The sequence below is a fragment of the Nocardiopsis algeriensis genome, assembly GCF_014203695.1.
In the GTDB taxonomy this organism is placed as follows: Bacteria; Actinomycetota; Actinomycetes; order Streptosporangiales; family Streptosporangiaceae; genus Nocardiopsis; species Nocardiopsis algeriensis.
In genome coordinates this window covers 242,467-266,428 of sequence record NZ_JACHJO010000005.1, presented here as the reverse complement: position 1 = coordinate 266,428, position 23,962 = coordinate 242,467, and the positions used below count along the sequence as shown (strand labels likewise).

Here is a 23,962-nt window from a genome sequence, read left to right as displayed (position 1 = left end):
CCCGGCGGTTCAGGAGTCGGCGGCGTCGGTGTAGACCTGGCCCGGCTCCAGGTTCTCCATGCCGAAGATGTCGGTGACCGTCACGAAGTGGTACCCCTCCTCGTGCAGGCCCTCCAGCACGTCGGGGATCGCGTCGACCGACGACTTGTGGATGTCGTGGAACAGCACCACGCTCCCGGGCACGGTGTGCGTCAGGGCGTGGTCGGCGACCTTCCCGGCGTCGCGGCTCTGCCAGTCCAGGGTGTCCACGTCCCACAGGATCAGGGGCTGGTCCACGGCCTCGCGCACTGTTCCGTTCAACGAGCCGTAGGGCGGGCGGAGGGTCAGCGGATCCTGTCCGGTCACCTCGCGCACGGCCGCGTTCGTGGCGTCGACGTCCTCCCGCACGGCTCTGCCCGACTTGTTCGCCAGGTCGTCGTGGTCCCAGCTGTGGTTGCCCATCTCGTGGCCTGCGGCATGGGTGCGCTCCACGATCTCGGGGAACTCCTCGACCAGGGTGCCGAGTACGTAGAAGGTGGCGCGGGCGTCGTACTCGGCCAGGATGTCCAGCAGCTCCTCGGTGTGCTCGCCGGGGCCGTCGTCGAAGGTCAGCGCCACGCATTTGACGCGTGAGCAGTCCAGCGTGCCCGCCTCGTCGGTGAGCACGCCGTCCGGGGGGAAGTCCTCCCCGCCGCCGGCCAGCGCGGCCTCGCGCGCCCGGTAGCCCATCTCCGACAGCAGGGCCTCGGCATCCTCGGGCTCCACCGGCAGCACCACCTCGCTCACCCGGCCCGCGCTGGGGACGTCGGAGGGCTCCATCCGCACGGCCAGGCCGCCCGCGGTGCTGAAGGCCAGATCCGCCAGAGGGGAGTCCTCCCACTCCTGCGCGACCCGGCGGGCCTGCTCGGGGTCGGACAGGTCCGCGCCCTCCTCCGGCGGGGAGGACTCCGCCACCGCCTCCTCCGGCTCCTCCTGGGCCCGGGCACGCGCGGCGACCTCGCCGACCACCCCGGGAAGCTGCTCGAGCGGCATGCCGTAGCCCGACTCCAGCACTCCCGCGACGGACATGTGCGCCGCCTCGATGGCGGCCTCGTCGCGAAACAGCGACGTCCAGGGCAGTACCTGCCCGCTCTCCGCGTCGTACCACAGGGTCCGGGCGGTGAAGGTGTCGCTGACCCCCGCCGAGACCGTCTCGGTGAGGCGCACCCCCACGACCCCCTCCGAGGCCGCCAGGATGGTGGCGTCCTGCCGCAGTTCCGGTGTGCCCCCCGCGGGCAGCTCCTCCAGGAACCGGGTCTGGCGCTCGGCCATCGCGGTGCGGACCTCCGTCGTCAGCGGATGGTCGGGCCCGAGCAGCGGATAGCGGTAGCCGACGGCGCTGTGCTCCGTGGACACCGAGCGGGTCCCCACCGCCAGCCCGGGCAGCTCCTCCAGCGGGATGCGTACGGCCTCGGCGTAGGGCAGGGCCTCCTCCACGGCATGGCATCCGGGGACCAGCAGGAGTCCTGCGGCAGCGGCGGCGGAGAGGTTTCGGCAAAGAGAGGTGTCAGCCACGAGGGGGACGATAGCGGAGCCGGACCCCCGGGGGAAATCAGACGGCAACCAATTGACTACTCCATGTGATTGATTGCCTGTTTCCGGGAAGTCGCAGAACCTCTGTGGTGCCGGGCGCGTCCCACCTCAACGCGGTACCCTCGCCGCGACTTCTGGGAAGGCACCATGACATACGGACCAGGACCCGGTACCCCGCCCGGGGGCAACACCGGCGGATATTTCCCTCCGCCCCACGGAGGCAGCGGCGGATATCCGCCCCCGCCCGGCGGCGGAGGAGGATATCCGCCTCCGCCCGGCGGCGGTTTCCCGCCCCCCACGGGCGGCTACGGCAACCAGGAGCCCCCGGCGAGCCAGGGATCGGCGATCGCGGCCCTGATCTGCAACGTCATCGCCCTGTGCCTGTGCTGGGTCCTGGCGATCCCCGGCCTGATTCTGGCGATCATCGGCCTGGCGACGGCCGCCGGCAACCCCAAGGCCGCCAGGATGTGCACGCTCATCGCGTGGGTCCTCTTCGGTGTGGGCGTCATCACCGGCATCGCCTACTGGATCTTCTACGGCGCCGCCCTCTTCGCCACCTACAGCGGCGGTATGTACTGACGTCGCGGCGCCCCGGCCTCTCCGGGGCGCCTGCGGCGGGCTGGACCGGAGGGTCCGGCCTTGGCAGGGTGATGGGTGTTCGCTGCCTCCTCTCGACGAAGAGAGAATCACATGCACACTTCCGCCCTCCCCGCCACCGGGGACCTCGCCGCACGCGCGAGGGCCGCCCTGGACCGGTGCGGTGTCGACCGGATCCCCGAGCCCTCGGATGGGGCCGGGGCCGCGAGGACCCCGCTGACCGGCCAGGATCTCTTTCCGATCGGCTTCGACACACCCGCCTCCGCGGAGCGGGCCGTCGCTTCGGCGCACGACGCCTTCACCGCGGTCTGGCGCGACACCCCCGCTCCCGTGCGCGGCACGCTGGTACGGCGTCTGGGGGAGCTCCTGCGCGAACACAAGGAGGACCTGGCCGAGCTGGTCACCGTCGAGGCGGGCAAGATCCGCTCCGAGGCCCTGGGTGAGGTCCAGGAGATGATCGACGTCTGCGAGTTCGCGGTGGGCCTGTCCCGGCAGCTGTACGGGCGCACCATGCCCTCCGAGCGGCCCGGCCACCGGCTCATGGAGACCTGGCACCCGCTGGGCGTGGTCGGCGTCATCACCGCCTTCAACTTCCCGGTGGCCGTGTGGTCCTGGAACACCTGTATCGCCCTGGTGTGCGGTGACACCGTGGTGTGGAAACCCTCCGAGCTGACCTCCCTCACCGCACTGGCCTGCCACGGCCTGCTCATGCGGGCAGCTGCCGACACCGGCGCGCCCGCCGACGTCCACCGGCTGGTCCTGGGCGGAAGCGAGGTCGGCGGGGTGCTGGTGGAGGATCCGCGGGTGGCCCTGCTGTCGGCGACCGGCTCCACCGCCATGGGCCGCGCGGTCGCGCCTCGGGTGGCCGAGCGCATGGGCCGCTGCCTGCTGGAACTGGGAGGCAACAACGCGGCCGTGGTCACCCCCTCCGCCGACCTGGACCTGGTGGTACGCGCCTGCGTGTTCGCCGCGGCGGGTACCGCGGGACAGCGCTGCACCACGCTGCGCCGCCTGATCGTCCACGAGGACGTGGCCGAGCGGGTCGCCGAGCGCGTCACCGCGGCCTACGGGCAGCTGCGCGAGCGCGTGGGCGACCCCTTCGACGAGGACAACCTCGTGGGACCGCTGATCGGCGAGCGCGCCTTTGCCGCCATGGCCTCGGCCCTGGACCGGGCCCGCGCCGACGGCGGCGAGGTCCTGGCCGGCGGCGCCCGGCGCCTGGCGGAGGAGGCGAAGGAGGCCTACTACGTCGAGCCCGCCGTGGTGCGCATGCCGGCCCAGACGGAGGTGGTACGCGAGGAGACCTTCGCCCCGATCCTGTACCTGCTCACCTACCGGGACCTGGACGAGGCGGTGGAACTGCACAACGGGGTCCCCCAGGGACTGTCCTCGTCGATCTTCACCCGTGACCAGGCCGAGGCCGAGCGGTTCCTGTCCTCGGCCGGATCCGACTGCGGGATCGTCAACGTCAACATCGGCACCTCGGGCGCGGAGATCGGCGGGGCCTTCGGCGGTGAGAAGGACACCGGTGGCGGCCGCGAGTCCGGATCGGACTCGTGGAAGGCCTACATGCGCCGCGCCACCAACACGGTGAACTACGGCGGCGAGTTGCCCTTGGCCCAGGGCGTGCGCTTCCTGTAGGGATGTGGCGGGGCCGCCGTCCGGGCGGTCCCGCACGCAGAGCCCGATAAAAAGATTGTGCGCAATCCTTTGGTGTACAACTCTTCTCTGCTACGGTGAACACCGGTACCGGGAGGAGGGGAGGAGACGCCCGTGGAGCTTCGCGAGGACGACCCCCTGGCGCTGGAGCGGCAGCTGTGCTTCGCGCTCTACGCCGCCTCCCGCGCCCTGACCGGGCTCTACCGCGAGTTCTTGGGGGATCTGGGGCTGACCTACCCCCAGTACCTGGTCATGCTCGCCCTGTGGGAGCACGGCACCCTCACCGTCAAGGGCCTCAGCCGCATCCTGCGCCTGGACTCGGGCACCCTCTCCCCCCTGCTGCGACGCCTGGAGGCCTCGGGCCTGCTCACGCGCACGCGCAGCGCCACCGACGAACGAGTGGTCGAGATCGCCCCCACCCGGCGCGGCGCCGACCTGCGCGAGCGCGCCCTGGACCTGCCCGGCAGGGTCGTGCGGGCAGCAGGACTGGACCCCGAGCGGCTGGCCGACCTCAGGCAGGCCCTCGGTGAACTCACCGCCTCGGTGGAGGCCGCGGCCGACCGGCGGCCCTGCACCGGCGCCCACCCGACCACCCCGAACCCACAAGGCTCCTCTCCGGAGCCGTGAACACGAGGAGAGAGATGGCATACGACGTCATGTACACCGCCAACGCCGCAGTCACCGGCGAGGGCCGCAAGGGCACCGGCAAGACCGACGACGGCCGCCTCGAGGTCGAGCTGTCGGTCCCCAAGGGCATGGGCGGCGACGACGGCCCGGGCACCAACCCCGAGCAGCTCTTCGCCGTCGGCTACGCCGCCTGCTTCCACGGCGCCCTGAAGATGGTCGCCCGCCAGGACGGCACCTCGGTCGAGGGCTCCAGCATCGACTCCCAGGTCAGCCTCGGCAAGGACGAGGACGGCCTCAGGCTCGCCGTCGAACTCGCCGTCACGATCCCGGGTGTGGAGCAGGCCAAGGCCGAGGAACTCGTGAACGCCGCCCACCAGGTGTGCCCCTACTCCCGCGCCACCCGCGGCAACATCGACGTCACCCTGACCGCCAAGGCGGGCTGACCCGCCCCGCAGGGGGAGACGCAGAAAGGGGGAGGGCGCCCGGGCGCCCTCCCCCTTTCCCTGTTCCCGTCCGATCAGGCGGCGGTGTCCAGCAGCAGCAGGCGGTCCAGGATGTCCTGGAGGGTGACCAGGCCGATCACCTCGCCGTCCTCCTCCACCAGGGACAGGTGGCTGCGGCTCTCGCGCATGATGCTCATCGCCGCGTACATCGGTGTGTCCGACTGCAGGGTCAGCACCGGACGCATGAGGTCCGCGGCAGTGGTGCCCGCCGGGCTGGTCAGAGCCTCGCGCACGTGCAGCACACCCACCGGTTCGCTCTTGCCGGCCACCTTCTCCAGCACGACCAGGCGCAGGTGCGTGGACTCGCGCGACACCCGCTTGATCTCCTCCACACCCGCGTCGGGCGCCACCCAGGCGATGTCCTCGCGTGCGGTGACGGTCTCGCTCAGCGGACGGGAGTTGACCTCCAGCGCCGTGGCCAGCTGGTCGCGGCGCTCGGCGTCCAGGGCGCCGGCCTTGGCCGAGTGCTCGACCAGCTCGCGGACGTCCTCCGGATTGTGCCCGGAGGACATCTCGTCCACCGCCTCGACGCCCATGCGGTGCAGGCACCAGTTGGCCATCCCGTTGAGGGCCACCAGCAGAGGACGGGTGAACCACATGAACACCCGCATCGGGATCGCCAGCATGATCGCCGACTTCTCCGGGTGCGAGATGGCCCACGACTTGGGCGCCATCTCACCGACGACCAGGTGCAGGAAGGTCACGACCACCAGCGACAGCACGAACGAGAGCACCGACGCCACGGCGCCCGGCAGCCCCCCGAAGAGGGGCTCCAGCAGATGGTGCACGGCCGGTTTGGAGATCGCGCCCAGCGCCAGGGCGCACAGCGTGATGCCCAGCTGCGAGCCGGCCAGCAGCAGCGACAGGTCACGGGCGCTGCGCACCGCGGCCCGTGCGGAGGCGCTGCTCTCGGCAGCCTCCTCCAGCCGGTAGCGGCGGGCCGCCACCAGCGCGAACTCGACGGCCACGAAGAACGCGCTCAGCGCGATGATGACCGCGGTCAGCACCAGCGCCAACCAGATGTTCATGTCACTCATGCGCGCACCTCCCGTGCCTCTTCCCCGGCCAGTTCACGCAGCCGCAGCTCCACGGTGTGCGGCACGTGCCGCTGGACGGAGCCGACGACCAGCGTCAGGGCCATGTCGGGGTCGCTGTCGTGGGCACTGGCCGGACGCGGCAGGGCCACGTCCACGCGGTCACCCACCTCGGGCAGGCGGTGCAGCTCGTGGATCACCAGCCCGCCCAGGGTCTCGTAGTCACCCTGGGGCAGGTCGTGGTCGATCAGGCGCTCGACCTCGTCGATGTGCAGGGCACCCGGCACCAGGTAGTAGGAGGCCTCACCGCCCATCTGCACGGGGCTCTCCTCCTCCGGGGTGTGCTCGTCGGCGATCTCGCCGACCAGCTCCTCGGCCAGGTCCTCGGTGGTGATGACGCCGGCCAGGCCGCCGTACTCGTCCACCACGCACGCGAACTCCTCGTTCGCCTCGCGCAAGTGGTCCAGCACCACCGGCAACGGCAGCGATACGGGAACCATCACGGTCTCACGCGCCACCTCGCTGACCCTGGTGTCCGACAGGTCGCGGTCGCCCAGCGCGAGCACGTCGCGCAGGCAGATGACGCCCACGATGTCGTCCACGCCCCCGCCCAGGACGGGGAAGCGGGAGTGGCCGGAGGCCATCAGCTCCACGACCCGGCTGACCGGGTCCCCCTCCTCCACGGTGGTCACCTCGGGGCGCGGGATCATCGCGTGCCCGGCGGTGCGCTCGTGGAAGTCCAGGGTCCGGTCCAACAGGGTGGACAGCTCCGCGGGAAGGTCGCCGCTCTCCTTGGACTCGGCGATGATGCTCTCCAGGTCGCGCGGGGTCGCCGCGTGCTGGACGTCCTCCACCGGCTCGATCCGCACGGCCTTGAGCAACAGGATCGCGGCCTGGTCGAACAGCCAGATCACCGGGCCGAAGACCTTCATGTAGATCCCCGTGGACAGCGCCAGGCGGCGGGCCACGGGCTCGGGCCGGGCGATGGCCAGGTTCTTGGGGAACAGCTCGCCGAAGACCATCTGCACGACGGTCGAGAACAGCAGGGCGAGCACGGTTCCGACGGCGACACCGGTGCCCGCGGGCACCCCCGCCACGCCGAGCAGCTCGCCGATCCCCTCACCGATCATCGGCTCGGCGACATAGCCGACGAGCAGAGCGGTGACGGTGATGCCCAGCTGGGCGCCGGAGAGCATGAACGAGGTGCGGTTGGTGATGGCCAGCGCGCGTTTGGCGCCGACGTCACCGGCCGCGGCCCGCGCGCGCAGACGCGAGCGGTCGACGGCCATGTAACCGAATTCCTGGGCGACGAAGTAGCCCGTCAGGACGGTGATCAGGAAGACCACCAGAGCCCCCAGAGCGATGCTCAGAAGAGTGCTCGTCATCGGGCACGCACCGCCTGGGGGCTGTTCCCGCAGGGAGCGAGGCTGTTGCCGAGGCGCGTGCCCCTCGGAGAATGGGGCTCGTCGAGATCAGTGTCGCAGCATCCGTCGAGGACGCTGCTGGTACTTCGGGACGGGTCCACTGTTCCTCTCTCTGCGCCGGTGGCGCGTTGGGTGATGTGTGGCAGATGTGAAACCTGCCTCTGTGAGTACGCTGAGAGGTGGGAAAAAGTTCCCGGCCCGCTCAGCCGCCGACGGGAGCGTCGGCCTCACCGCCGAAGGAGGCCCACTCCCGGCGGCGGGCCTCGGCGAGCGCGATCGCGGTGGCCACGGCGACGTTCAGCGATCCCACCCGCCCGATCTGGGGAATGTAGGTGACGGCGTCCGCGCCCGCCAGCAGGGCGGGGGAGCAGCCGTGGTCCTCAGCGCCCACGGCCAGGCACACGTCGGTGTCCAGCGGGGCGGCGTGCAGCGGAAGGGCACCGTCGGCCAGTTCGAGCGCGACCACCGTGAAGCCGGCCGCGCGCGCTGCGGCCAGGGCCTCGGCGGCCGAGGGCACCCTCACGTGGTCGACCTTCGCGGCCGTCCCCAGAGCGGTCTTGCCCACCTTGGGGTCGCCGGGATCGGCGCTGTTGCCCGCCAGCCACAGCGTCTCCACACCGAAGGTCGCGCAGGTGCGCAGGATCGACCCCAGGTTGAAGGGCTGGGTGACGGACTCGACGATCAGGGACAGGCGCCCCTCGGTGCGCCTGCGCCACTGGCGGTTCAGGCGTTTGACGTCGGTGGGGCGCAACTGCGTGCTCAACTGCGGTGTGTTCCTCGGCGGTTCTGGGAGGGGGCCGGAGGCCCCGCTTTTCGCACCAGGTTACCGGGCGGGATGCTCTCGCGCACGCCTGCCCGGGACGGCCCTCACCCCTCCGGGGCCCGGCGCACCGCCAGCACCCGGAACCCCGCCCGGGAGGCCACCCGCTCGGCGGGCAGGCCCTGGGCGTCGAGCCACCTGTGCAGCGAGTCGGCGCCCAGGTGCTTCTGCACCACCAGGTGGGCGGTGCCCTCGGGCGTCAGCCTGCCCAGCCAGGTCCGCAGCATCGTGTGCAGCACGCCCTTGCCCACCCGGATCGGCGGATTGGACCACACGGCGTCGAAGGGCCCCGACAGGTCCTGTGCCGTCGGCGCCCCCTGAACGGGCCCGCCGGGCTCGTGCGCGGGCTCGCCCTCGGCCGTGACCAGTGCGAACCCGGCGTTGCCGAACCCGTGCTCCTCGGCATTGCGCCGGGCCAGGCCCACCGCCCGCGCGTTGACGTCCACCCCCAGGACCCGGGCGCCGGGGGCGCGGTGCGCCATCGTCAGCGCGATCGGCCCGTATCCGCAGCCCAGGTCGAGCAGGCGTCCGTCCCGAGGCGGTTCGGGAACGGACTCGAGCAGGACCCGGGTGCCCAGGTCGACCTTGTCGGGAGAGAACACACCACGGTCGGTGTGCAGCCTCAGGTGCAGGTCGGGCAGGACCAGGTCGGCGGTGGAGGGACGGCTCGCGGCGTCCGGGGCGGAGTCGAAGTAGTGCTGGGCCACGCCGTGACGCTACCAGCACGCACGCGGACACCTGCCGGTGGCAAAGATCGCGCATACCGGGGGAAACGACGCGCCAAACCCCGCCACTCCGGGTCCGGTCGCGTCCAAGATGGAGGTGTCCGACGCCTGCGGGGCCGCTCCCGCGGCACAGGCGAACCGTCCGGCAGGAGGCGCCCATGCACACCACCAAGCGCTGGAACGTCGACGTCCTGGTCGACGGGGAGAGCGACGGCGACAGCGCATGCACCCGGGCCGAGGTGGGCCTGGTTGCCGACGACGGCACCGAGCTGCACGGCCACGGGATGGCGCGCAAGCACCCGATGGACAGCGACGCGCCCGAGATCGGGGAGGAACTCGCGGTCTCGCGGGCGCTGTCCGACCTCTCCCGGCAGCTGCGCCAGGTCGCCGCCGAGGACATCGGTGACAACACCGGGATCCCGTGGCGTCCCACCTGACAGGAGCGTCCCACCCAGGAGAGGGCCGAGGCCCCCGCACGCCAGGCGGCGCGGGGGCCTCGCGCATGCCCGGGCGCCGCCGTCCGGGCCCCTCGCGGGACCTTCGGCAGGGGGAAAGGCACCCGTCGGTCACCGGCATCGGGCACACTCGAGACGGACACGGCAGCGCCCCGCCGGGGAGCCCGGGAAGGAGCGCCCGGCCGGCCGGTGCGGGCCGGGAGCACACACGCGAGGAGACCCGATGAACACCTCATCACCGCGGTCCGGGCCCGTGCGGTCCCTCGGCACCGCCGACGCGGTCGCCGTCGGGGCGGCCGCGATGCTGGGTGCCGGGGTGTTCTCCGTCTTCGCTCCCGCTGCCGAGGGTGCCGGCGCCTGGCTGCCGGTGGCCATCCTCATCGCGGGCGTCCTCGCCTACTGCAACGCGGTCTCCTCCGCTCGGCTGGCCGCCCGCCACCCCGAGTCGGGAGGCGCCTACGTGTACGGGCGCGAGCGGCTGGGCGACCTGTGGGGCCACCTGGCCGGCTGGGCCTTCGTCGTGGGCAAGACCGCCTCATGTGCGGTGATGGCGCTCACCTTCGCCGCCTACCTGCTCCCGGGGTGGGAGAGGCCGCTGGCTGCCGCCGCGGTGATCGTGCTCACCGTGGTCGGACATCGCGGGGTGCGCAGGCCCCCGGTCGCGGTGTGGAGCCTGCTCGCGGTGGTCCTGGCGACGTTGGCGGCCGTGGTGGCCGCCATGCTCCTCAGCGGCCGCCTGGCGGCCGTCGCCGAGGTCGACGGGATGGGGCCCTGGCCGGGTTCCTTCGGCGTGCTGGGCGCGGCGGGAATGGTCTTCTTCGCCTTCAGCGGATACGCCCGGGTGGCCTCGCTGGGCGGATCGGTGCGCGATCCCCGCACGACGGTCCAGCGCGCCGTCACGCTGTCGATCGGCGGTGTCCTGCTGCTCTACCTGGTCGTGGGCACCGGGCTGCTCATCGTCCTGGGCCGCGAGAGGCTCATCACCAGCGGCGCCCCCATGACCGACGCCGTGCTCGTGGCGGGGTTCCCCTGGCTGGTTCCGGTGGTGGCGGCCGGTGCCGCCGTGGCCTGCCTGGGCGCTCTGCTGACCCTGCTCTCGGACGTCTCCCGAGCCACCGCGGTGATGGCCTCCCGAGGACACCTGCCGCGTCCGCTGGCGCTGCGCAGAGGCCGCCATGCCGTCGCCCTGCGGGCCCAGGTCCTGGTGGCCGCCGTGGTGATCGCCCTGGTGCTGACCCTGGACCTCGCCGCGGCCGTGTCGTTCGCGTCCTTCGGGATCCTGGTCCACTACACCGTCACCAACGCCTCGGCGCTGCGGCTGGGGCCGGACGAGACCCGGCCCCCGCTCCTGGTACCGCTGGGCGGGCTGGTGGGCTGTGTCGTCCTGGCGTGCAGTCTGCCCCTGCCCGTGGTCGGCGCGGGCACGGTGGTCCTGGCCCTGGGCAGCGGCCTGTGGTGGCTGGCGGGGCGGCTGCCCTCCCGGGACTGAGGCCGGTGGGGTGTCAGAGGCGGACGAGGAACTCCAGTCCCCGCCGCGCGGTGGTGGAGAGGCGCAGCGAGGCCAGTTCGCCGGCGGGGAACCAGCCGCAGTCCGCGGTGGACCCGTTCCTCTCCAGCACCCTGGCCGGGGAGGGGCGCGGCACGTGCACGTGGAAGAAGGCCCACACCGCGTAGACCTCGTGGCCGACCGGCGGGACCCGGTGGTGGCTGGAGACGGTGATCAGGCGTCCCACGTCGCCCTCCTGGGCGGTCTCCTCGGCCACCTCGCGGCGCAGTGCCGAACGCACGTCCTCGCCGTCGTCCACCCCGCCGCCGGGCAGATGCCAGGTCCCTGCTCCGGGATAGCCCTCGGCGATGCGGCTGAGCAGGACGCGTCCGGACGGGTCGGTGACGATCCCGTAGGAGGCGAAGCGGCGCAACCGGGGCCGGTCCACGGGCTGCGGCGGCTCTTCGTCCACCAGGTCGGCGGGGGAGGGGGACAGCAGCGCCGCCCCCGCGGCGCGGGGCCAGGCCGCAGCCGCCTCGGGAAGGGCGAAGACCACCCGGTCCAGGTGCACGGGCGTTCCGCCGGGGGTGCGTACCACCTCGGTGAGCACGTCCAGGCAGACCAGGGGCGCGTCCGGCGGCAGGTCCGCCAGAGCGCGGGCCACGTCCGCGGGGTCCTGGCCGTAGAGCACCCGCGCACCGGGTACGGACATGCCGGAGGGCCCGGTCGTGACCAGGTGCGCGGTGACGCGGCGTGCCAGGGGACCCGGAGAGGTCACAGAGCCCCCGCGACGGGGGCGGCCGAGGGCAGGCCCACCAACCGCAGCAGCTCCTCGAGCCCGTGGATCACGGTGACGCCCTCGTAGCGCTGGTGGCGCGTGCGATCGAGGACCACCGGGTGCATGTGCGCGGCGACGGCGCCCACCGCGTCGGAGTGGATCTGGTCGCCCACGTGCCAGCAGGAGGCGGGGTCCACGCCCAGGCGCTGGGCCGCTGCCTGGTAGATGCGGGGGTCGGGCTTGCCCGCCCCGGCCGTGTCGGAGCACACGACGGTGTGGAAATAGGGGGACAGCTCCAGCGCCTGTATCTTGGCGTGCTGCAGGGACTCCGTTCCGTTGGTGACCACGGCGAGGCGGTAGCCCGCCGAGGCCAGGGCGCCGAGGGCGGGGAGGGTGTCGGGGAAGAGCTGCCAGGCGGAGCGGTGGGCGTCCAGGTAGAGGCGGTAGAGGTCGTCGCAGTGCTGGTCGGCGATACCGGAGTGGCCTGCCTGCACGGCCAGGGCGCGAATGCGCTCGCGGCGCTGCTGCTCCATGCTCAGTGTGCCGCGGAGGTAGGCGCCGAACGAGATCTCGGTCTGCACGTCCCACAGGGCGCGGGCGGCACCGAAGTCGGGGTGGCCGAGCCGGTCCATGACTGCGCGCAGACCCGCGTTCGACGCGGCCTCGTCGTCGATGAGGGTGTCGTCCAGGTCGAAGCACAGGGCGATGGGGGTAGCGGGTGTGTTCGGCATCGTTCCTCAAGCGGGTGGACATGTCTGAGCATGTCAACGCTAGCCTGTAAAGACATAGTAAAAGGTGTAAAACCTACCGAAATGATTGTGACCAAAGCCACAACTTTCGAAGAGTTTCGAAGGTTTGCGCTGACTCGGACGGTTCAAGGGAGCCTCTGGAACCACAGCAGGGACGTCAGCGCCGTGGCCAGCATCAGCACGATCGCCACCGCCACGAACCGCGTGACGACCTCCTCGTGCACCAGCTCCGTGCCCAGCGACGAACCGATGTCCTCGTAGACCTCGTCCAGCTCGTTCTCGCTCTCGGCCTCGTAGAAGAGGCCTCCCGTGTCCTGCGCCAGCGCGAGCAGTGCCTCCTTGTCGATATCGGCCGGGACCTGGTAGCCGTCGATCTCGATCATCGCCGCCCCCGTGCCGAAGGCGATCGTCGACACCGGAACACCGTGCTCGTCGGCCACCGCCGAGGCCTGGTCGATCTCCCGGCCGCTGGTGTTCTCCCCGTCCGAGAGCAGCACGATGGCCGCCGGCGGCGGGTCCTCCTCGGAGTCCTCGTCGAAACTGCGGACCGCCTCCAGTGACGCGAACACACCCTCGCCGATCGCCGTTCCCGGCCCCAGCCGCAGGTTCTCGATCGACCCGATCACCGCTTGGTGGTCGTGTGTGGGCGAGGACACCACCGTCGCCGTCGAGGAGAAGGCCACCAGCCCCACGTTGAACCGGTCCGGCAGCATCGAGACGAACCCCTGCGCCGACTCCTTGGCCGCGCGCAGCCGGTCCGGCTCGATGTCGGTGGCCGCCATCGACAGAGACACGTCCACCGCCACCATGATCGTGGCCCGCTCCCGCGGCTGCTCCACCGGCATCGCAGGCAGCGCCATCGAGGCGATCAGCACCCCTGCGGTCAGAGCGAACAGCACGGCGGGCACGTGCCTGCGCACGTCGGGCCGGCGCGGCGCCACCTGGTCCAGCAGCGCCAGGTTGGTGAAGCGCAGCGTGAACGCGCGCCGCTGGCGCTGCGCGAGCACGTACGCGACCACGAGCGGCACGAGGAGGAGCAGCCACCACAGCCGCCCGGGTTCCAGGAAGGTCATCGCTCGGTCTCCCGTGCTTCGGCGACGGGTACGTCCCCGCCCTGTCTGTCCGGTCTCACCGGGGCGCCCCCGGGGTGTGGCGGGCCAGCCGGTGCGCGGTACGCCTCTGTTCGAGGACGAACCGTGCCGTGTCCAGTACCCAGTCTCGGTCGGTCCTGAGCACCAGGTGGTGCACCCCCGACCGGCGCAGGGCCCCGCGGACCGCCTCACGCTGGGCGAGTGCGGCCCTGCGGTAGCGTTCGCGCACCGTGCGGGTCAGACGCACGTCGCGCACCAGACCGCTGCGCGGATCACGCAGTGCCACGTCGCCGACCTCCGGCACGTCCAGCTCGCGCGGGTCGATCACCTCCACCACGAGCACCTGATGGCGGGAGGCCAGCAGGCGCATCGGCCTCTCCCAGGCGACCTCCCCGCCGAAGGCCGGGGTGTCCAGGAAGTCGGAGATCACCACCCGCAGGCCGCGGCGCCTGCGCGTGCGCACCAGGTCCTCGACGGCGTCGGCCAGGGTGGCACGGTGCGGGGAGGGCTCGTACTCGTCGACCCGGGGCGCGGCCGCCACCGTCGCCAGCAGCGCCAGCAACGCCTCCTTGCCCGACCGGGCCGGCCAGCGCCGGACCGTGCCCCGGTGCAGGAAGTGAGCTCCGAACCTGTCGCCGATGCGCTGGGTGAGCAGATTGGCGGCCACCATGGCTCCCACCGCGATCTCGCGCTTGGAGTGCAGACCCGTGCCGAAGTCCATGCTGGGGGACAGGTCGAGCAGGGTCCAGCTCTCCAGTTCCCGGTCGGAGACCAGGTCGCGCACGTGGGGGACGGTGGTGCGGGCCGTGACGGCCCAGTCCATGTGGCGCACGTCGTCCTCACCGGGCTGGTACAGGCGGGCCTCGGAGATCTCCGATCCCGGCCCCAGCCGCAGCCCCAGGTGCTCACCGTGCAGCAGCCCCTCCAGCCTGTGCACGATACGCAGGTCCAGGCGGCGCAGCGCGGCCCGCAGCCGGGGATCGGTACCGACGGGAGGCGTGGTCAAGCCCTCACCTCCGGGACGCGAAGGAGGCGGTCTCGCCACTGGGCGGCTCGTCCCAGATCACCCGGGGGGCCAGCACCGTCGACAGGATGCGGTCGACCACCTGGTGCGCGGTGACACCGTCGGCCAGCGCGTCGAAGGTCAGTACCAGGCGGTGGGCGATGACGTCGTGGGCCAGGACGCGCACGTCGTCGGGCAGGACGTAGTCGCGCCCGCGCAGGAGCGCCAGCGCCCGCGCCGCGGCGACCAGGCCGAGGGAGGCGCGCGGGCTGGCGCCCACCTCCAGCACGTTGCCCAGATCCGGCATCTGGTAGTTCTCGGGCTCCCGGGTGGCCATGACCAGCCGCACGACGTAGTCGGCGATGAGCTGGTGGACGTGCACGCGTTCGGCGTCGGCCTGGAGCTCGCTCAGGGTGACCGGGTCCAGGATCTGATGGGCGACGGGCGGGTCGGTGGACATCCTGCGCAGGATCTCCATCTCCTCGTGCGCGCGGGGGTGACGCACGTCGACCTTCATCAGGAACCGGTCGCGCTGGGCCTCGGGCAGGGGGTAGACCCCCTCGGACTCGACGGGGTTCTGTGTGGCCAGGACGATGAACGGGGAGGGGAGGGGGTGGGTGGTGCCGCCGAGGGAGACCTGGCGCTCGGCCATCACCTCCAGTAGTGCCGACTGCACCTTCGCGGGGGCGCGGTTGATCTCGTCGGCGAGGACGAAGTTGGCGAAGACCGGCCCGAGCTCCACGTCGAACCCCTCGGTGGAGGGGCGGTAGATACGGGTACCGATGATGTCGGAGGGAACCAGGTCGGGGGTGAACTGGATGCGGGAGAACGAGCCGCCGGCGACCTTGGCCAGGGTGGAGACGGCGAGAGTCTTGGCGATGCCCGGCACGCCCTCGATGAGGCAGTGGCCGCGGGCCACCAGGGCGATCAGGGAGCGTTCCACCATGCGTTCCTGGCCGACGATGACCGTGGACACCTCGTGCAGGGCGGCACGCAGCAGCCGGGTGGGCTCGCCCGGGGCGCTCTCGGGGGCCCGAGAGGGGGTGGCGCCGTTCCCGGGTGAGGTCTCTGCCATGTTCCGCCTTCCTGGCCGGACACCCGACGGGCGCCGGGTAGCTTGTGGACCACTCGCCTTGTGGGCGACACTACCTGCTCCTCGGCTGCCAGGTCGGTGCACAACGCGCTGAAGCGGACGGAGCGGACCCGGGAAGGAGCGTGACATGGCGGTTCCCGCCGTGGAGCTGAGCGAGGCGGACCCGCGCCGGCTGGGTGGTTTCCGGCTGGAGGGACGGCTGCGCGAGTCGGCGCTCGGTGTGGTCTACCTGGGACGGGACCGCTCGGGGAAACCGGTCGGGATCGCGGTGCTCAACGCGGGCGCGACCGCGGACGAGCAGGCCCGCCGGTGCTTCGCGGAGGCGGTGCGCTCCGGTCCCGGTGTGCTGGCGGCGCGCACCCACGGGCGCTCCGTCCTGTGGGTGGCGGTGGGCGGTGACGACTCGGGGGCGGCCGCGCAGGAGTTCCTGGAACGGGCGGGGCGCTCGGGCCGGGCGGCGGCCGGAGCGCCGGTCGTGGCGCCCTACTGGGCGGGTGAGCGCACCGGCCCCATGGTGCGGTGGGCCCCGTGGGCCGGGCGCCGCGACAGCGCGGTGGCCGAGGGGAGGGGCAACTGGTGGCTGATCGGCGGTCTGGGCCTGGTGCTGGCGCTGCTCCTGCTGCTGGTGTCGGCCCTGTACTGGCTGATGCTCCAGTTTCCGCCCCCGGAGCAGATGCCCTCGCCGGGGGAGCCCCCTCCGCAGGGGGAGCAGAGCGAGGGGACGGGGGAGGAGTCCGAACCGGCCGAGGGTGACGGCGAGGGGGACACTCCGTCCACGCCGGTGCTGCCCTCGCCGGGGGAGGGCGACGGGGAATGGCAGGACGAACCCGAGGACAACCTCTGAGAAGGCGCGCGGCCGGCCGCAGGGTGCTCTGCTTCCCTCTGGTAAATCTACACCGTAAAGGTGGGCGTTCTTTACTATCAAAACAAAAAAGAGAAGGAGCGGCTACGCCGCACCTCTCTCAAAAGAGAGCCTTCTGTCCCGTGATCTTGTACGTGGGAGCAAGATCATTTCAGGACAGGAGAAGATCTACCCGGTGATCTTGCTCCCACGTACAAGATCACCGTGGAAAGAACCCGGACAGATCCCTCCCGAGACACCCTAGGCTGCTTGGCGTGCTGAAAAAGGTGATCGCGACGCGGTACGTACTACCGCTGCGCGAAGGAGGTTCGCTCCCAGGTCTGGTCGAGGCCGATGACCTGGGGATGTACGTGGTCAAGTTCATCGGGGCCGGGCAGGGGCGCAAGACGCTCGTGGCCGAGGTCATCGCCGGTGAACTGGGCCGGGCCCTGGGTCTGCCGGTTCCCGAGTTGGCGCTGGTGGAGTTCGATGCCGTCATCGCCCGCGGTGAGCCCGACGAGGAGGTGCAGGAGCTGCTCCGTGCCAGCGGGGGCCTCAACCTGGGCATGGACTTCCTGCCGGGTTCGCTGGGCTTCGACCCGCTGGCCTTCGAGGTCGACAGCCGCTTCGCTGGCCGGGTGCTGTGGTTCGACGCTCTCACCGGCAACGTGGACAGGTCCTGGCGCAACCCGAACATGGTGGTGTGGCACGGCAGGCCCTATCTGATCGACCACGGGGCGACGCTGATCTTCCACCACAGCTGGGCCAACGCCGACCGCTTCGTCAGCCGGGCCTACAACGCCCGCGACCACGTGCTCGCGGGCAGTTCCCCGGACCTGGCTGCGGCCGACGCCGAGCTGGCGCCCCTGGTGGACGAGGAACTGGTGCGCGGGGTGGTCTCCCTGGTACCCGATGTATGGCTCGAGGACGAGCCCGGTTTCGGCTCGCCCGAGGACGTCCGGGAGGCGTACGTGGAACATCTGGTGGCCCGCGCCGCCGACCGCTCCTGGCTGCCGGAGGTGGATCGGTGAGCAGGGTGCGCAGGTACAGCGAGGCGGTGACCCTCGGCCGGGTGGGCGAGGAACGGGACCGTGCGGTGTTCGAGTACGCGCTGCTGCGGGTGGTGCCGCGGCTGGAGCGCGGGGAGTGCGTGAACGCCGGGGTGATCGTCTACTGCCAGGAGCGGGCGTTCCTCAAGGCCCGGACCTTCCTGGACGAGGAGCGGTTGCTGGCCCTGGACCCGCAGGCGGACGCGTCCGGGGTGCGGCGTGCCCTGGAGGCGGTGGAGGCGATGTGCGACGGGGGAGCGCGGGCCGGTGCCGCAGGGCGTGAGAAGCCGGGGCAGCGGTTCCGGTGGCTGACCGCTCCGCGCAGCACGATCGTGCAGCCGGGACCGGTCCACGGAGGGCTGACGGAGGACCCGGACGCCGAGGCGGAGCGGTTGCTGGACCGGCTCGTAAGATAACTGCCCGCTCCGTAAGGGACATCACAGGCATTCCGGGATCGGAGCAGGAGTACCAGGACCGCTCCGGCGTTGGTATGGAGTGGCGGCTTTCGGACCGTGGTGCGCGGATGCCGCCGAAGACACCGCCGTCTTCGGCGGCACGGTCCAGGGCCGCCCCGGGCACCGGGGACGGTGCCTTCCCCCATCCCCCTTTTCCCCTGCCCCTGAGTCTTTTGTGAAGTGGAGTTGCTTGTGCAATCCCCGAAGCCCTCTGCCGCCGCTGCGGCCTCCGACCCCGCGACGGCCCAGTCCCCTCCGCGCAGGCCCGTGGCGCTGCTGGTGCTGGTACTCGGTGTGCTGGCTGCGACCGGCCCGCTGGCGACGGACATGTACCTTCCGGCGTTTCCCCAGATCACGTCCGATCTGGAGGCGTCGGAATCGCAGATCCAGCTGACGTTGACGGCGATCATGCTGGGGCTGGCGGTGGGCCAGCTGGTGATCGGCCCGATGAGCGATGCCTGGGGGCGGCGCGGTCCGCTGCTGGTGGGTGTCGCCGTGTTCACGGTGACGTCGGTGCTGTGCGTGTTCGTGCCGAACGTGACGGTGTTCGTGGCCCTGCGGTTTCTGCAGGGAATGGCCGGCGCGGCGGGCGCGGTGATCTCGCGTGCGGTGGTGCGGGACCTGTTCGGGGGCGATGACGCGGTGCGGTTCTTCTCGCGTCTGGCCCTGGTGATGATGCTGGCGCCGATGCTGGCTCCGCTGGCGGGTGCGCAGCTGCTGCTGGTGGGGCCTTGGCAGCTGAGTTTCTGGGTGCTGGCGGGGATGTCGGCACTGAGTTTCGTGCTGGTTCTGCTGTGGCTGCCGGAGAGCCTGCCGGTGGACAAGAGGCGGAGGCAGGGGCCGCGTGCGCTGGGATCGGTGGTGTGGTCGCTGGTGCGTCAGCGCCACTTCGTCGGTCCGGTGCTGACGCTGGGCCTGAGCTTCGGCATGCTGTTCACGTACGTGTCGGCGTTCTCGTTCGTGGCCCAGGAGGAGCTGGGGGTGTCCGCGCAGACGTATGCGTGGCTGTTCGCGGTGAACTCGCTGGGGATGATGGCGGGTACGCAGGTCAACGGTCTTCTGGTGGGCCGGGTGGAGGCGCAGCGGCGGCTGGGGCTGGGACTGGGCCTGGCTCTGGGCACGGTGTCGGTGCTGTTGGCGCTGGCACTCAGCGGTGGAGCTGTCTTGTGGCTGGTGGTGGCGCTGCTGGCGGTGATGATGTTCAGCACGGGCCTGATCATGCCGAACGCGACGGTGGTGGCATTGGATCGGCAGCCGGTGTCGGTGGCCGGTACCGCGTCGGCGCTGATGGGTGCGGTGCAGTTCGCCCTGGGGGGTGGTGTGGCTGCTCTGGCGGGGTTGACGGTGTCGGGCGAGGCGTCGCTGGTGAGTATGGCCGTGGTGATGTCGGGGGCGGCTGTGCTGTCGTTGGCGTCGTTCGTGTGGTCCGTGCGTGCTCGTGGTTGATTTTTGAGGGGTGTTGGGCCTTCGGCCTTGTCGGCGGGGCCTGATGTGCGTTGCTCGGGCGTCAGGGGTGGTTGTGACGGCAGGGCCGGGGGCCTCAGGCGCACGGGGGTGTCCGCTTTGTGGTGGAGGTCCCGGTGTGCGCTGTTTTGGCGGGTGCGCTCGGTTCCTGTCGTCCGGTTGCTCGTGCCGGTGTGGGTGGCTTCTTCGCCGCCGGTGGCCGGCATCGCTGATCGCTGCCCGGCGGTTCTGGTGAGGGCGGGTGTCGCCGCCATGGGGTGGGCTGTCTTCGGCCCCGCTGTGCGGAAGGCCGGGCTTCTTCCCGGTCCGGAGCCGGGGTGTCTCCCGGAGATGTGGGTTACGCGGGGTTTCCTGCGGTTTTAGAGGATGACTACTGTTTGGCCTATGTTGCCGCATGTGGCTAACTTCGGCATTGTAGGGGCACTGTTACCTCTTTGGTGTGGGATTGTTCCATGCGGGTCCGTCGGGTCCGTCTTCGATGCGGTTTGAGGATGAGTGGTCATGGGCGAGGCGAGTGTCAGCCCCGGTGGGTGGGCGCGGCGGTTGTCGGGGTTGGGTGACCTGGTCTACGGGATGGCGAGCGATGACGCCCATGCCGAGGTGTTCTCGGTGATGGAGCGGGCGTCGTGGACCCGGGTGGCTGCGGGGGCCTTTGCCACCGAGGTGACGGCTGCGGCCAAGGGTCTGGTGGCTGCCGGTGTGGGCGAGGGCGACCGCGTCCTGGTGGTGGCGTCCAACCATCAGGAGTGGGTGCGGATCGCGTTCGCCGTGTGGTCGGTGCGGGGTGTTCTGGTACCGCTGCCTGCTGCCGCGTCGGTCGATCGGGTGGTGCATGCGGTGAGGGAGACGCGCCCTGCCGCGGCTGTGGTCCAAGGTGAGCGCCTGTGGCGGGCCGTGGCCGGGATGCAGCGCGAGTTGCCGGATCTGGGTCGTGTGTGGCGCCTGGACGATGGACTGGCGGAGATCACGCGGCTGGGCGAGTACATGGATGCGTCGTCCGTGCGCTTCCGGCGTGATGCGACGCGGCCGGAGGATGCGGCGGTGGTGCTGTATCCGATGAGTACGGTGTCGCGGCGGATGCGGGGTGTGGTGCTCTCGCACGGGGCTCTGCTGGCGTCGGCTGCGGATGTGGTGGACCGGATGTGGCCGCGGTTGTCGGAGCTGGCTCCGGGGACGGCGAGTTGCCTGCTGGACCTGCCGCTGTCGCAGATCCAGGGGTTGGCCGCGCTGGTGGCGTGCGTGGTGGGCCGGGTTCGGGTGGGTGTCGCCGAGCCGGGTCGGCTGCTGCGCCTGGTGGAGGGCTTCAAACCGACGGTGCTGGTGTGCTCGTCCGGTCTGCTGGAGCGGGTGTTCGAGGGTGAGCGGGGCAGTGCCCAGTCGACGGGGACGTTCAACTCGGCGGTGGACGTCGCGGTGGAGTTCGACCAGGCGCCGCGGAAGGGTGCGTGGCGGCGGTTGTCGCGGTCGATGTACGACCGGCAGTTCGCGAAGGTGCGTGAGCTGCTGGGCGGCCGGGTGCATCTGGCGGTGTGCTGGGGCGGTGGGTTGCCGGAGCGGTTGGACGCCTTCTTCTCGGGGGTGGGTGTTCCGGTGATGCAGGTGTTCGGCACGGCGGAGGCCGCGGGTGTGTTCACCGCCAACGCGGTGGGGGACCGGGTGGCCGGTTCGGTGGGCCGGGTGCTGGAGGGCCGTGAGGTGTGGGTCTCGCGTGAGGGCGAGGCACATGTGCGCGGTGGTGGTGTCTTCTCGGGTTACTGGGGTGATGGGGAGGCGTCGCAGGGGGCGTTTCGCGAGGGCTGGCTGGCGACGGGTTTCGCGTTGGATGTCGACGGCGGCGGTGTGGTGCGGTTGAGGAGGCGGTTGCGTCCTCAGGCGTCGGTGGTGGAGGTGCCGGGGCGGTTCGTTCCCGCTGCGGTGGAATCGGTGCCTGTGGCGGCGGGGCCTGCTCCGGTTGCCGACGGGTCCGGAGTGTCCACGGGGGAGTTGGCGGTGGTGGCTCCGGTGGAGGTCGAGGAGACCGTGGAGGCCGTGGAGGAACCTGTCGAGCTCTCGGACATGGAGCTGGTGGCAGGTTTCGAGTCGCGGCTGCGTGCGCATCCGCTGATCAGCCAGGTTCTGGTGATCATGGAGGGCCGGCCGTTCGCGAGTGCGTTGATCACGTTGGTGCGTGACCAGTTGGAGTACTGGCGTTTGGTGAACGGTCGTCCGCTGTCGATGGCGCCGGAAGAGATCGCGGGGGACCGGGATCTTCTGCGTGAGGTGCAGGGGTTGGTGTACGAGGCCAACCGTGGTGTTCCGCGTCATCTGGCGGTGCGGTCGTTCCATGTGCTGGCGGAGGAGTTCACGGTGCAGTCGGGCTTGGTGATGCCTTCGGGTGAGTTGCGGCGTGAGGCGGTGTTGAGGGCTTTCTCGGAGGAGATCGACGGGTTGTACCGGGTGCGGCGGGATGCGCCGCACGACGACGAGTCGCGCAGCTCCTTCTAGGGGGCGTGCGGACACCCGCCCTGGGGCGGGCTTTCCCGGGTTCGGCGCAGGCGCCGGGCCCGGGTTTTCTGTTGCGGGGGTTATTGGCTGCCGTTGAGGTAGGCCAGGACGGCGAGAACGCGGCGGCTGTCGTCGGAGGAGGGCGGGAGGTTGAGTTTGGTGAAGATGTTGTTGATGTGCTTGCTGACGGCTTTTTCGGTGATGTAGAGGCGACCGGCGATGGCGGAGTTGGAGCGGCCCTCGGCCATCTCGGCGAGGACCTCGCGTTCGCGGGGGGTGAGTTGGGCGAGGGGGCCGCTCCGGTCCTGGCGGGCGAGGAGCTGGGAGATGACGGCGGGGTCCATGGCGGTTCCGCCGGCGGCGACGCGGCGGACGGCTTCGATGAACTGGCCGATGTCGAAGACGCGGTCCTTGAGGAGGTAGCCGACGCCGCCGGTGTCGTCGGAGAGGAGCTCGCGGGCGTAGAGCTGTTCGACGTGCTGGGACAGGACGAGGATGGGCAGGCCGGGGATCTGTGTGCGGGCGGCGATGGCGGCTTGGAGGCCTTCGTCGGTGAAGGTGGGCGGGAGGCGGACGTCCACGACGGCAACGTCGGGTTTGTGGTGGGTGAGGGCGGTTTGGAGGTCGGGTCCGTTGTCGAGTGCGGCGACAACGGTGAAGTCGTGCGCCTGGAGCAGGCGAATCAGGCCTTCTCGGAGGAGGGCGAGGTCTTCGGCGATGACAACGCGCATGGGATCTCCAGTGTGACGATGGTGGGTCCGCTCGTGGGGCTGGTGATGTTCATCGTCCCATCGAAGGTGTCGAGGCGTTTGCGGATGCCGGTGAGGCCGCTGCCGGGAGCGGCGTCGGCGCCGCCGCGGCCGTTGTCGGCGACGGTGATGACGAGGCGTTCCTGTCCGTGGTTGATGCGGATCCAGGCCTGGGTGGCCTCGGAGTGTTTGGCGGTGTTGGTGAGGAGTTCGGCGATGGCGAAGTAGGCAGCCGATTCCACAGGGTCGGGAGGGCGGCCGGGGAGGGTGCTGGTGACGGTGATGGGGAGGTGGTGGGTGAGTGCGAGGGCCTGGACCGCGCCGTGGAGCCCGCGTTCGACGAGGACGGGCGGGTGGATGCCGCGGACGAGGTCGCGGAGTTCGGTGAGGGCGCGGCGGGTGGTCTCGCGGGCCTCGGCGAGCATGGTGCGGGCGGTGTCGGGGTCGTGGTCGATGAGTTGTTCGGCCATGCCCAGGTTCATGCCGAGGGCGACGAGGCGGGCTTGGGCGCCGTCGTGGAGGTCGCGTTCGATGCGGCGGATCTCGGAGGCCTGGGTGTCGATGGTGTTGGCGCGGCTGGTGGCGAGGTGGGCGACGCGTGCGGTGAGGCGGGATTTTTCGGTGGGCTGGAGGAGGAATCGGTTGAAGGTGGTGTAGAGGGTGATGGCTGGGATGGTGAGGAGGTAGGCGAGGAGGATGAGCAGGGCTGCGGGGGCGAGGAGGATGAGGCGTTCGGCTGGTCCGGTGGGTTGGTAGGTGCCGTAGAAGGAGGGGTCGGGGATGAGGGCGAGGGCGTAGAGGGCCTGGTAGGTGCCGTGGGCGAGGAGGGCTGCGGGGATGGCGGCGACGAGGAGGTTGAGGGCTCCGCTGATGAGCCAGAGGAGGTCTTTCCAGGTGGCGGGGTCGGTGATGATCGTGAGGGCGCGGCGGTTGATGCCGGTGGGGGGCAGGGGGCGGTAGGCGGCGGGGACGGGGGTTCTGGGGGGCAGGTGGGGGAGGGTGCGGCGCTGGCTGTTGGCGAGGGTGCGCAGGAGGGTGCCGGTGAGGATGACGAAGGGGAGGCCGATCCAGACGAGGGTGAGCAGGGCGGAGGCGATGACGAGGGGGAGCAGGAGGAGGGCGGCGATGTTCTGGGAGAGCAGCAGGAAGAGGTAGGCCAGGGTGGTGGGGGTGGGGCGGCCGGTGCGGTGGTGGGGTGCGGTGGCCATGGCTGTCTCCTGCGGGTGGATGTGGGCCTTCCATTATGGCGCCACCCCGGTTTTGTTGCTTTGTGTAGTTTTTTTGTTGCTTTGCGTGTTGATTGGTGGGGTGATGGGGGTGTGTCT

The 23,962-nt window shown here is 71.0% G+C and carries 23 protein-coding genes; 11 read left to right on the top strand and 12 right to left on the bottom strand.

Annotated features, from left to right (window positions below; genetic code table 11):
• Nucleotides 1-9: 9 nt before the first annotated feature.
• Entirely contained in the window at nucleotides 10-1,533 is a 1,524-nt protein-coding gene (locus FHS13_RS09935; RefSeq protein WP_343064971.1) for a polysaccharide deacetylase family protein, read from the bottom strand.
• A gap of 165 nt (nucleotides 1,534-1,698) precedes the next feature.
• On the opposite strand from FHS13_RS09935, the gene FHS13_RS09930 reads away from it, so the two are divergent.
• The 4 genes from FHS13_RS09930 (at nucleotide 1,699) to FHS13_RS09915 (ending at nucleotide 4,877) form a co-directional block, all read left to right on the top strand.
• Nucleotides 1,699-2,130 carry a hypothetical protein gene (locus FHS13_RS09930; RefSeq protein ID WP_184290716.1) on the top strand — a complete coding sequence of 144 codons (432 nt, stop codon included), beginning with the start codon at nucleotides 1,699-1,701 and terminating at the stop codon, nucleotides 2,128-2,130.
• Nucleotides 2,131-2,241: 111 nt separating this feature from the next.
• The gene (gene amaB, locus FHS13_RS09925) at nucleotides 2,242-3,789 is read left to right on the top strand and encodes an L-piperidine-6-carboxylate dehydrogenase (protein ID WP_184290714.1); all 1,548 of its coding nucleotides are present in this window, start codon (nucleotides 2,242-2,244) and stop codon (nucleotides 3,787-3,789) included.
• 132 nt (nucleotides 3,790-3,921) lie between these two features.
• Nucleotides 3,922-4,434, top strand: a complete 513-nt coding sequence (locus FHS13_RS09920; protein WP_184290712.1) for a MarR family transcriptional regulator — start codon at nucleotides 3,922-3,924, stop codon at nucleotides 4,432-4,434.
• A 14-nt stretch (nucleotides 4,435-4,448) separates the two neighbouring features.
• Nucleotides 4,449-4,877: an organic hydroperoxide resistance protein gene (locus FHS13_RS09915; RefSeq protein ID WP_184290710.1), complete on the top strand. Its 429-nt coding sequence runs from the start codon at nucleotides 4,449-4,451 to the stop codon at nucleotides 4,875-4,877.
• A 74-nt stretch (nucleotides 4,878-4,951) separates the two neighbouring features.
• Here FHS13_RS09915 and FHS13_RS09910 read toward each other — a convergent pair whose 3' ends face one another.
• The 4 genes from FHS13_RS09910 to FHS13_RS09895 form a co-directional block, all read right to left on the bottom strand.
• Nucleotides 4,952-5,974: a hemolysin family protein gene (locus FHS13_RS09910; protein ID WP_184290708.1), complete on the bottom strand. Its 1,023-nt coding sequence runs from the start codon at nucleotides 5,972-5,974 to the stop codon at nucleotides 4,952-4,954.
• Nucleotides 5,971-7,356, bottom strand: coding sequence for a CNNM domain-containing protein (locus tag FHS13_RS09905; protein WP_184290706.1), 1,386 nt, complete (start codon nucleotides 7,354-7,356; stop codon nucleotides 5,971-5,973). Before FHS13_RS09905 ends, FHS13_RS09910 begins: the two co-directional genes overlap by 4 nt.
• Before the next feature lie 241 nt (nucleotides 7,357-7,597).
• Nucleotides 7,598-8,158, bottom strand: a complete 561-nt coding sequence (locus FHS13_RS09900) for a TrmH family RNA methyltransferase (RefSeq protein ID WP_184290696.1) — start codon at nucleotides 8,156-8,158, stop codon at nucleotides 7,598-7,600.
• Nucleotides 8,159-8,262: 104 nt separating this feature from the next.
• Nucleotides 8,263-8,922 carry a methyltransferase gene (locus FHS13_RS09895; RefSeq protein ID WP_184290694.1) on the bottom strand — a complete coding sequence of 220 codons (660 nt, stop codon included), beginning with the start codon at nucleotides 8,920-8,922 and terminating at the stop codon, nucleotides 8,263-8,265.
• 176 nt (nucleotides 8,923-9,098) lie between these two features.
• Here FHS13_RS09895 and FHS13_RS09890 point away from each other — a divergent pair, with 176 nt between their 5' ends.
• Nucleotides 9,099-9,377, top strand: a complete 279-nt coding sequence (locus tag FHS13_RS09890; protein WP_184290692.1) for a DUF1876 domain-containing protein — start codon at nucleotides 9,099-9,101, stop codon at nucleotides 9,375-9,377.
• 241 nt (nucleotides 9,378-9,618) lie between these two features.
• Entirely contained in the window at nucleotides 9,619-10,884 is a 1,266-nt protein-coding gene (locus FHS13_RS09885; RefSeq protein ID WP_184290689.1) for an APC family permease, read from the top strand.
• A 13-nt stretch (nucleotides 10,885-10,897) separates the two neighbouring features.
• Here FHS13_RS09885 and FHS13_RS09880 read toward each other — a convergent pair whose 3' ends face one another.
• The 5 genes from FHS13_RS09880 to FHS13_RS09860 all read right to left on the bottom strand — a co-directional run bounded on the left by FHS13_RS09880 (nucleotide 10,898) and on the right by FHS13_RS09860 (nucleotide 15,577).
• Nucleotides 10,898-11,593 (bottom strand): NUDIX hydrolase, encoded by a 696-nt coding sequence (locus FHS13_RS09880; RefSeq protein WP_184290990.1) that lies wholly within the window; start codon nucleotides 11,591-11,593, stop codon nucleotides 10,898-10,900.
• A 62-nt stretch (nucleotides 11,594-11,655) separates the two neighbouring features.
• The gene (locus FHS13_RS09875; protein ID WP_184290687.1) at nucleotides 11,656-12,390 is read right to left on the bottom strand and encodes an HAD family hydrolase; all 735 of its coding nucleotides are present in this window, start codon (nucleotides 12,388-12,390) and stop codon (nucleotides 11,656-11,658) included.
• 143 nt (nucleotides 12,391-12,533) lie between these two features.
• Entirely contained in the window at nucleotides 12,534-13,481 is a 948-nt protein-coding gene (locus FHS13_RS09870; RefSeq protein ID WP_184290685.1) for a VWA domain-containing protein, read from the bottom strand.
• Nucleotides 13,482-13,536: 55 nt separating this feature from the next.
• Nucleotides 13,537-14,505 (bottom strand): DUF58 domain-containing protein, encoded by a 969-nt coding sequence (locus tag FHS13_RS09865; protein ID WP_184290683.1) that lies wholly within the window; start codon nucleotides 14,503-14,505, stop codon nucleotides 13,537-13,539.
• 4 nt (nucleotides 14,506-14,509) lie between these two features.
• Nucleotides 14,510-15,577: an AAA family ATPase gene (locus tag FHS13_RS09860; RefSeq protein WP_184290681.1), complete on the bottom strand. Its 1,068-nt coding sequence runs from the start codon at nucleotides 15,575-15,577 to the stop codon at nucleotides 14,510-14,512.
• A 145-nt stretch (nucleotides 15,578-15,722) separates the two neighbouring features.
• Here FHS13_RS09860 and FHS13_RS09855 point away from each other — a divergent pair, with 145 nt between their 5' ends.
• The 5 genes from FHS13_RS09855 to FHS13_RS09835 all read left to right on the top strand — a co-directional run bounded on the left by FHS13_RS09855 (nucleotide 15,723) and on the right by FHS13_RS09835 (nucleotide 21,888).
• Nucleotides 15,723-16,439: a hypothetical protein gene (locus FHS13_RS09855; RefSeq protein WP_184290679.1), complete on the top strand. Its 717-nt coding sequence runs from the start codon at nucleotides 15,723-15,725 to the stop codon at nucleotides 16,437-16,439.
• Between the two features lie 272 nt (nucleotides 16,440-16,711).
• Nucleotides 16,712-17,467, top strand: a complete 756-nt coding sequence (locus tag FHS13_RS09850; RefSeq protein WP_184290677.1) for a HipA family kinase — start codon at nucleotides 16,712-16,714, stop codon at nucleotides 17,465-17,467.
• Nucleotides 17,464-17,901: a DUF3037 domain-containing protein gene (locus FHS13_RS21415; protein WP_184290675.1), complete on the top strand. Its 438-nt coding sequence runs from the start codon at nucleotides 17,464-17,466 to the stop codon at nucleotides 17,899-17,901. Before FHS13_RS09850 ends, FHS13_RS21415 begins: the two co-directional genes overlap by 4 nt.
• A 306-nt stretch (nucleotides 17,902-18,207) precedes the next feature.
• On the top strand, nucleotides 18,208-19,386 hold the full coding sequence (locus FHS13_RS09840) for a Bcr/CflA family efflux MFS transporter (protein ID WP_184290674.1): 1,179 nt from the start codon (nucleotides 18,208-18,210) through the stop codon (nucleotides 19,384-19,386).
• Nucleotides 19,387-19,905: 519 nt separating this feature from the next.
• A complete protein-coding gene (locus FHS13_RS09835) occupies nucleotides 19,906-21,888 on the top strand; it encodes an AMP-binding protein (protein ID WP_184290673.1) in 1,983 nt (660 codons plus the stop codon).
• An 80-nt stretch (nucleotides 21,889-21,968) separates the two neighbouring features.
• On the opposite strand, the gene FHS13_RS09830 is transcribed toward FHS13_RS09835, so the two are convergent.
• The gene (locus FHS13_RS09830; protein ID WP_184290672.1) at nucleotides 21,969-22,619 is read right to left on the bottom strand and encodes a LuxR C-terminal-related transcriptional regulator; all 651 of its coding nucleotides are present in this window, start codon (nucleotides 22,617-22,619) and stop codon (nucleotides 21,969-21,971) included.
• Complete coding sequence (locus tag FHS13_RS09825) at nucleotides 22,571-23,845, bottom strand: sensor histidine kinase (protein WP_184290671.1); 1,275 nt, start codon at nucleotides 23,843-23,845, stop codon at nucleotides 22,571-22,573. Before FHS13_RS09825 ends, FHS13_RS09830 begins: the two co-directional genes overlap by 49 nt.
• Between the last annotated feature and the right edge of the window lie 117 nt (nucleotides 23,846-23,962).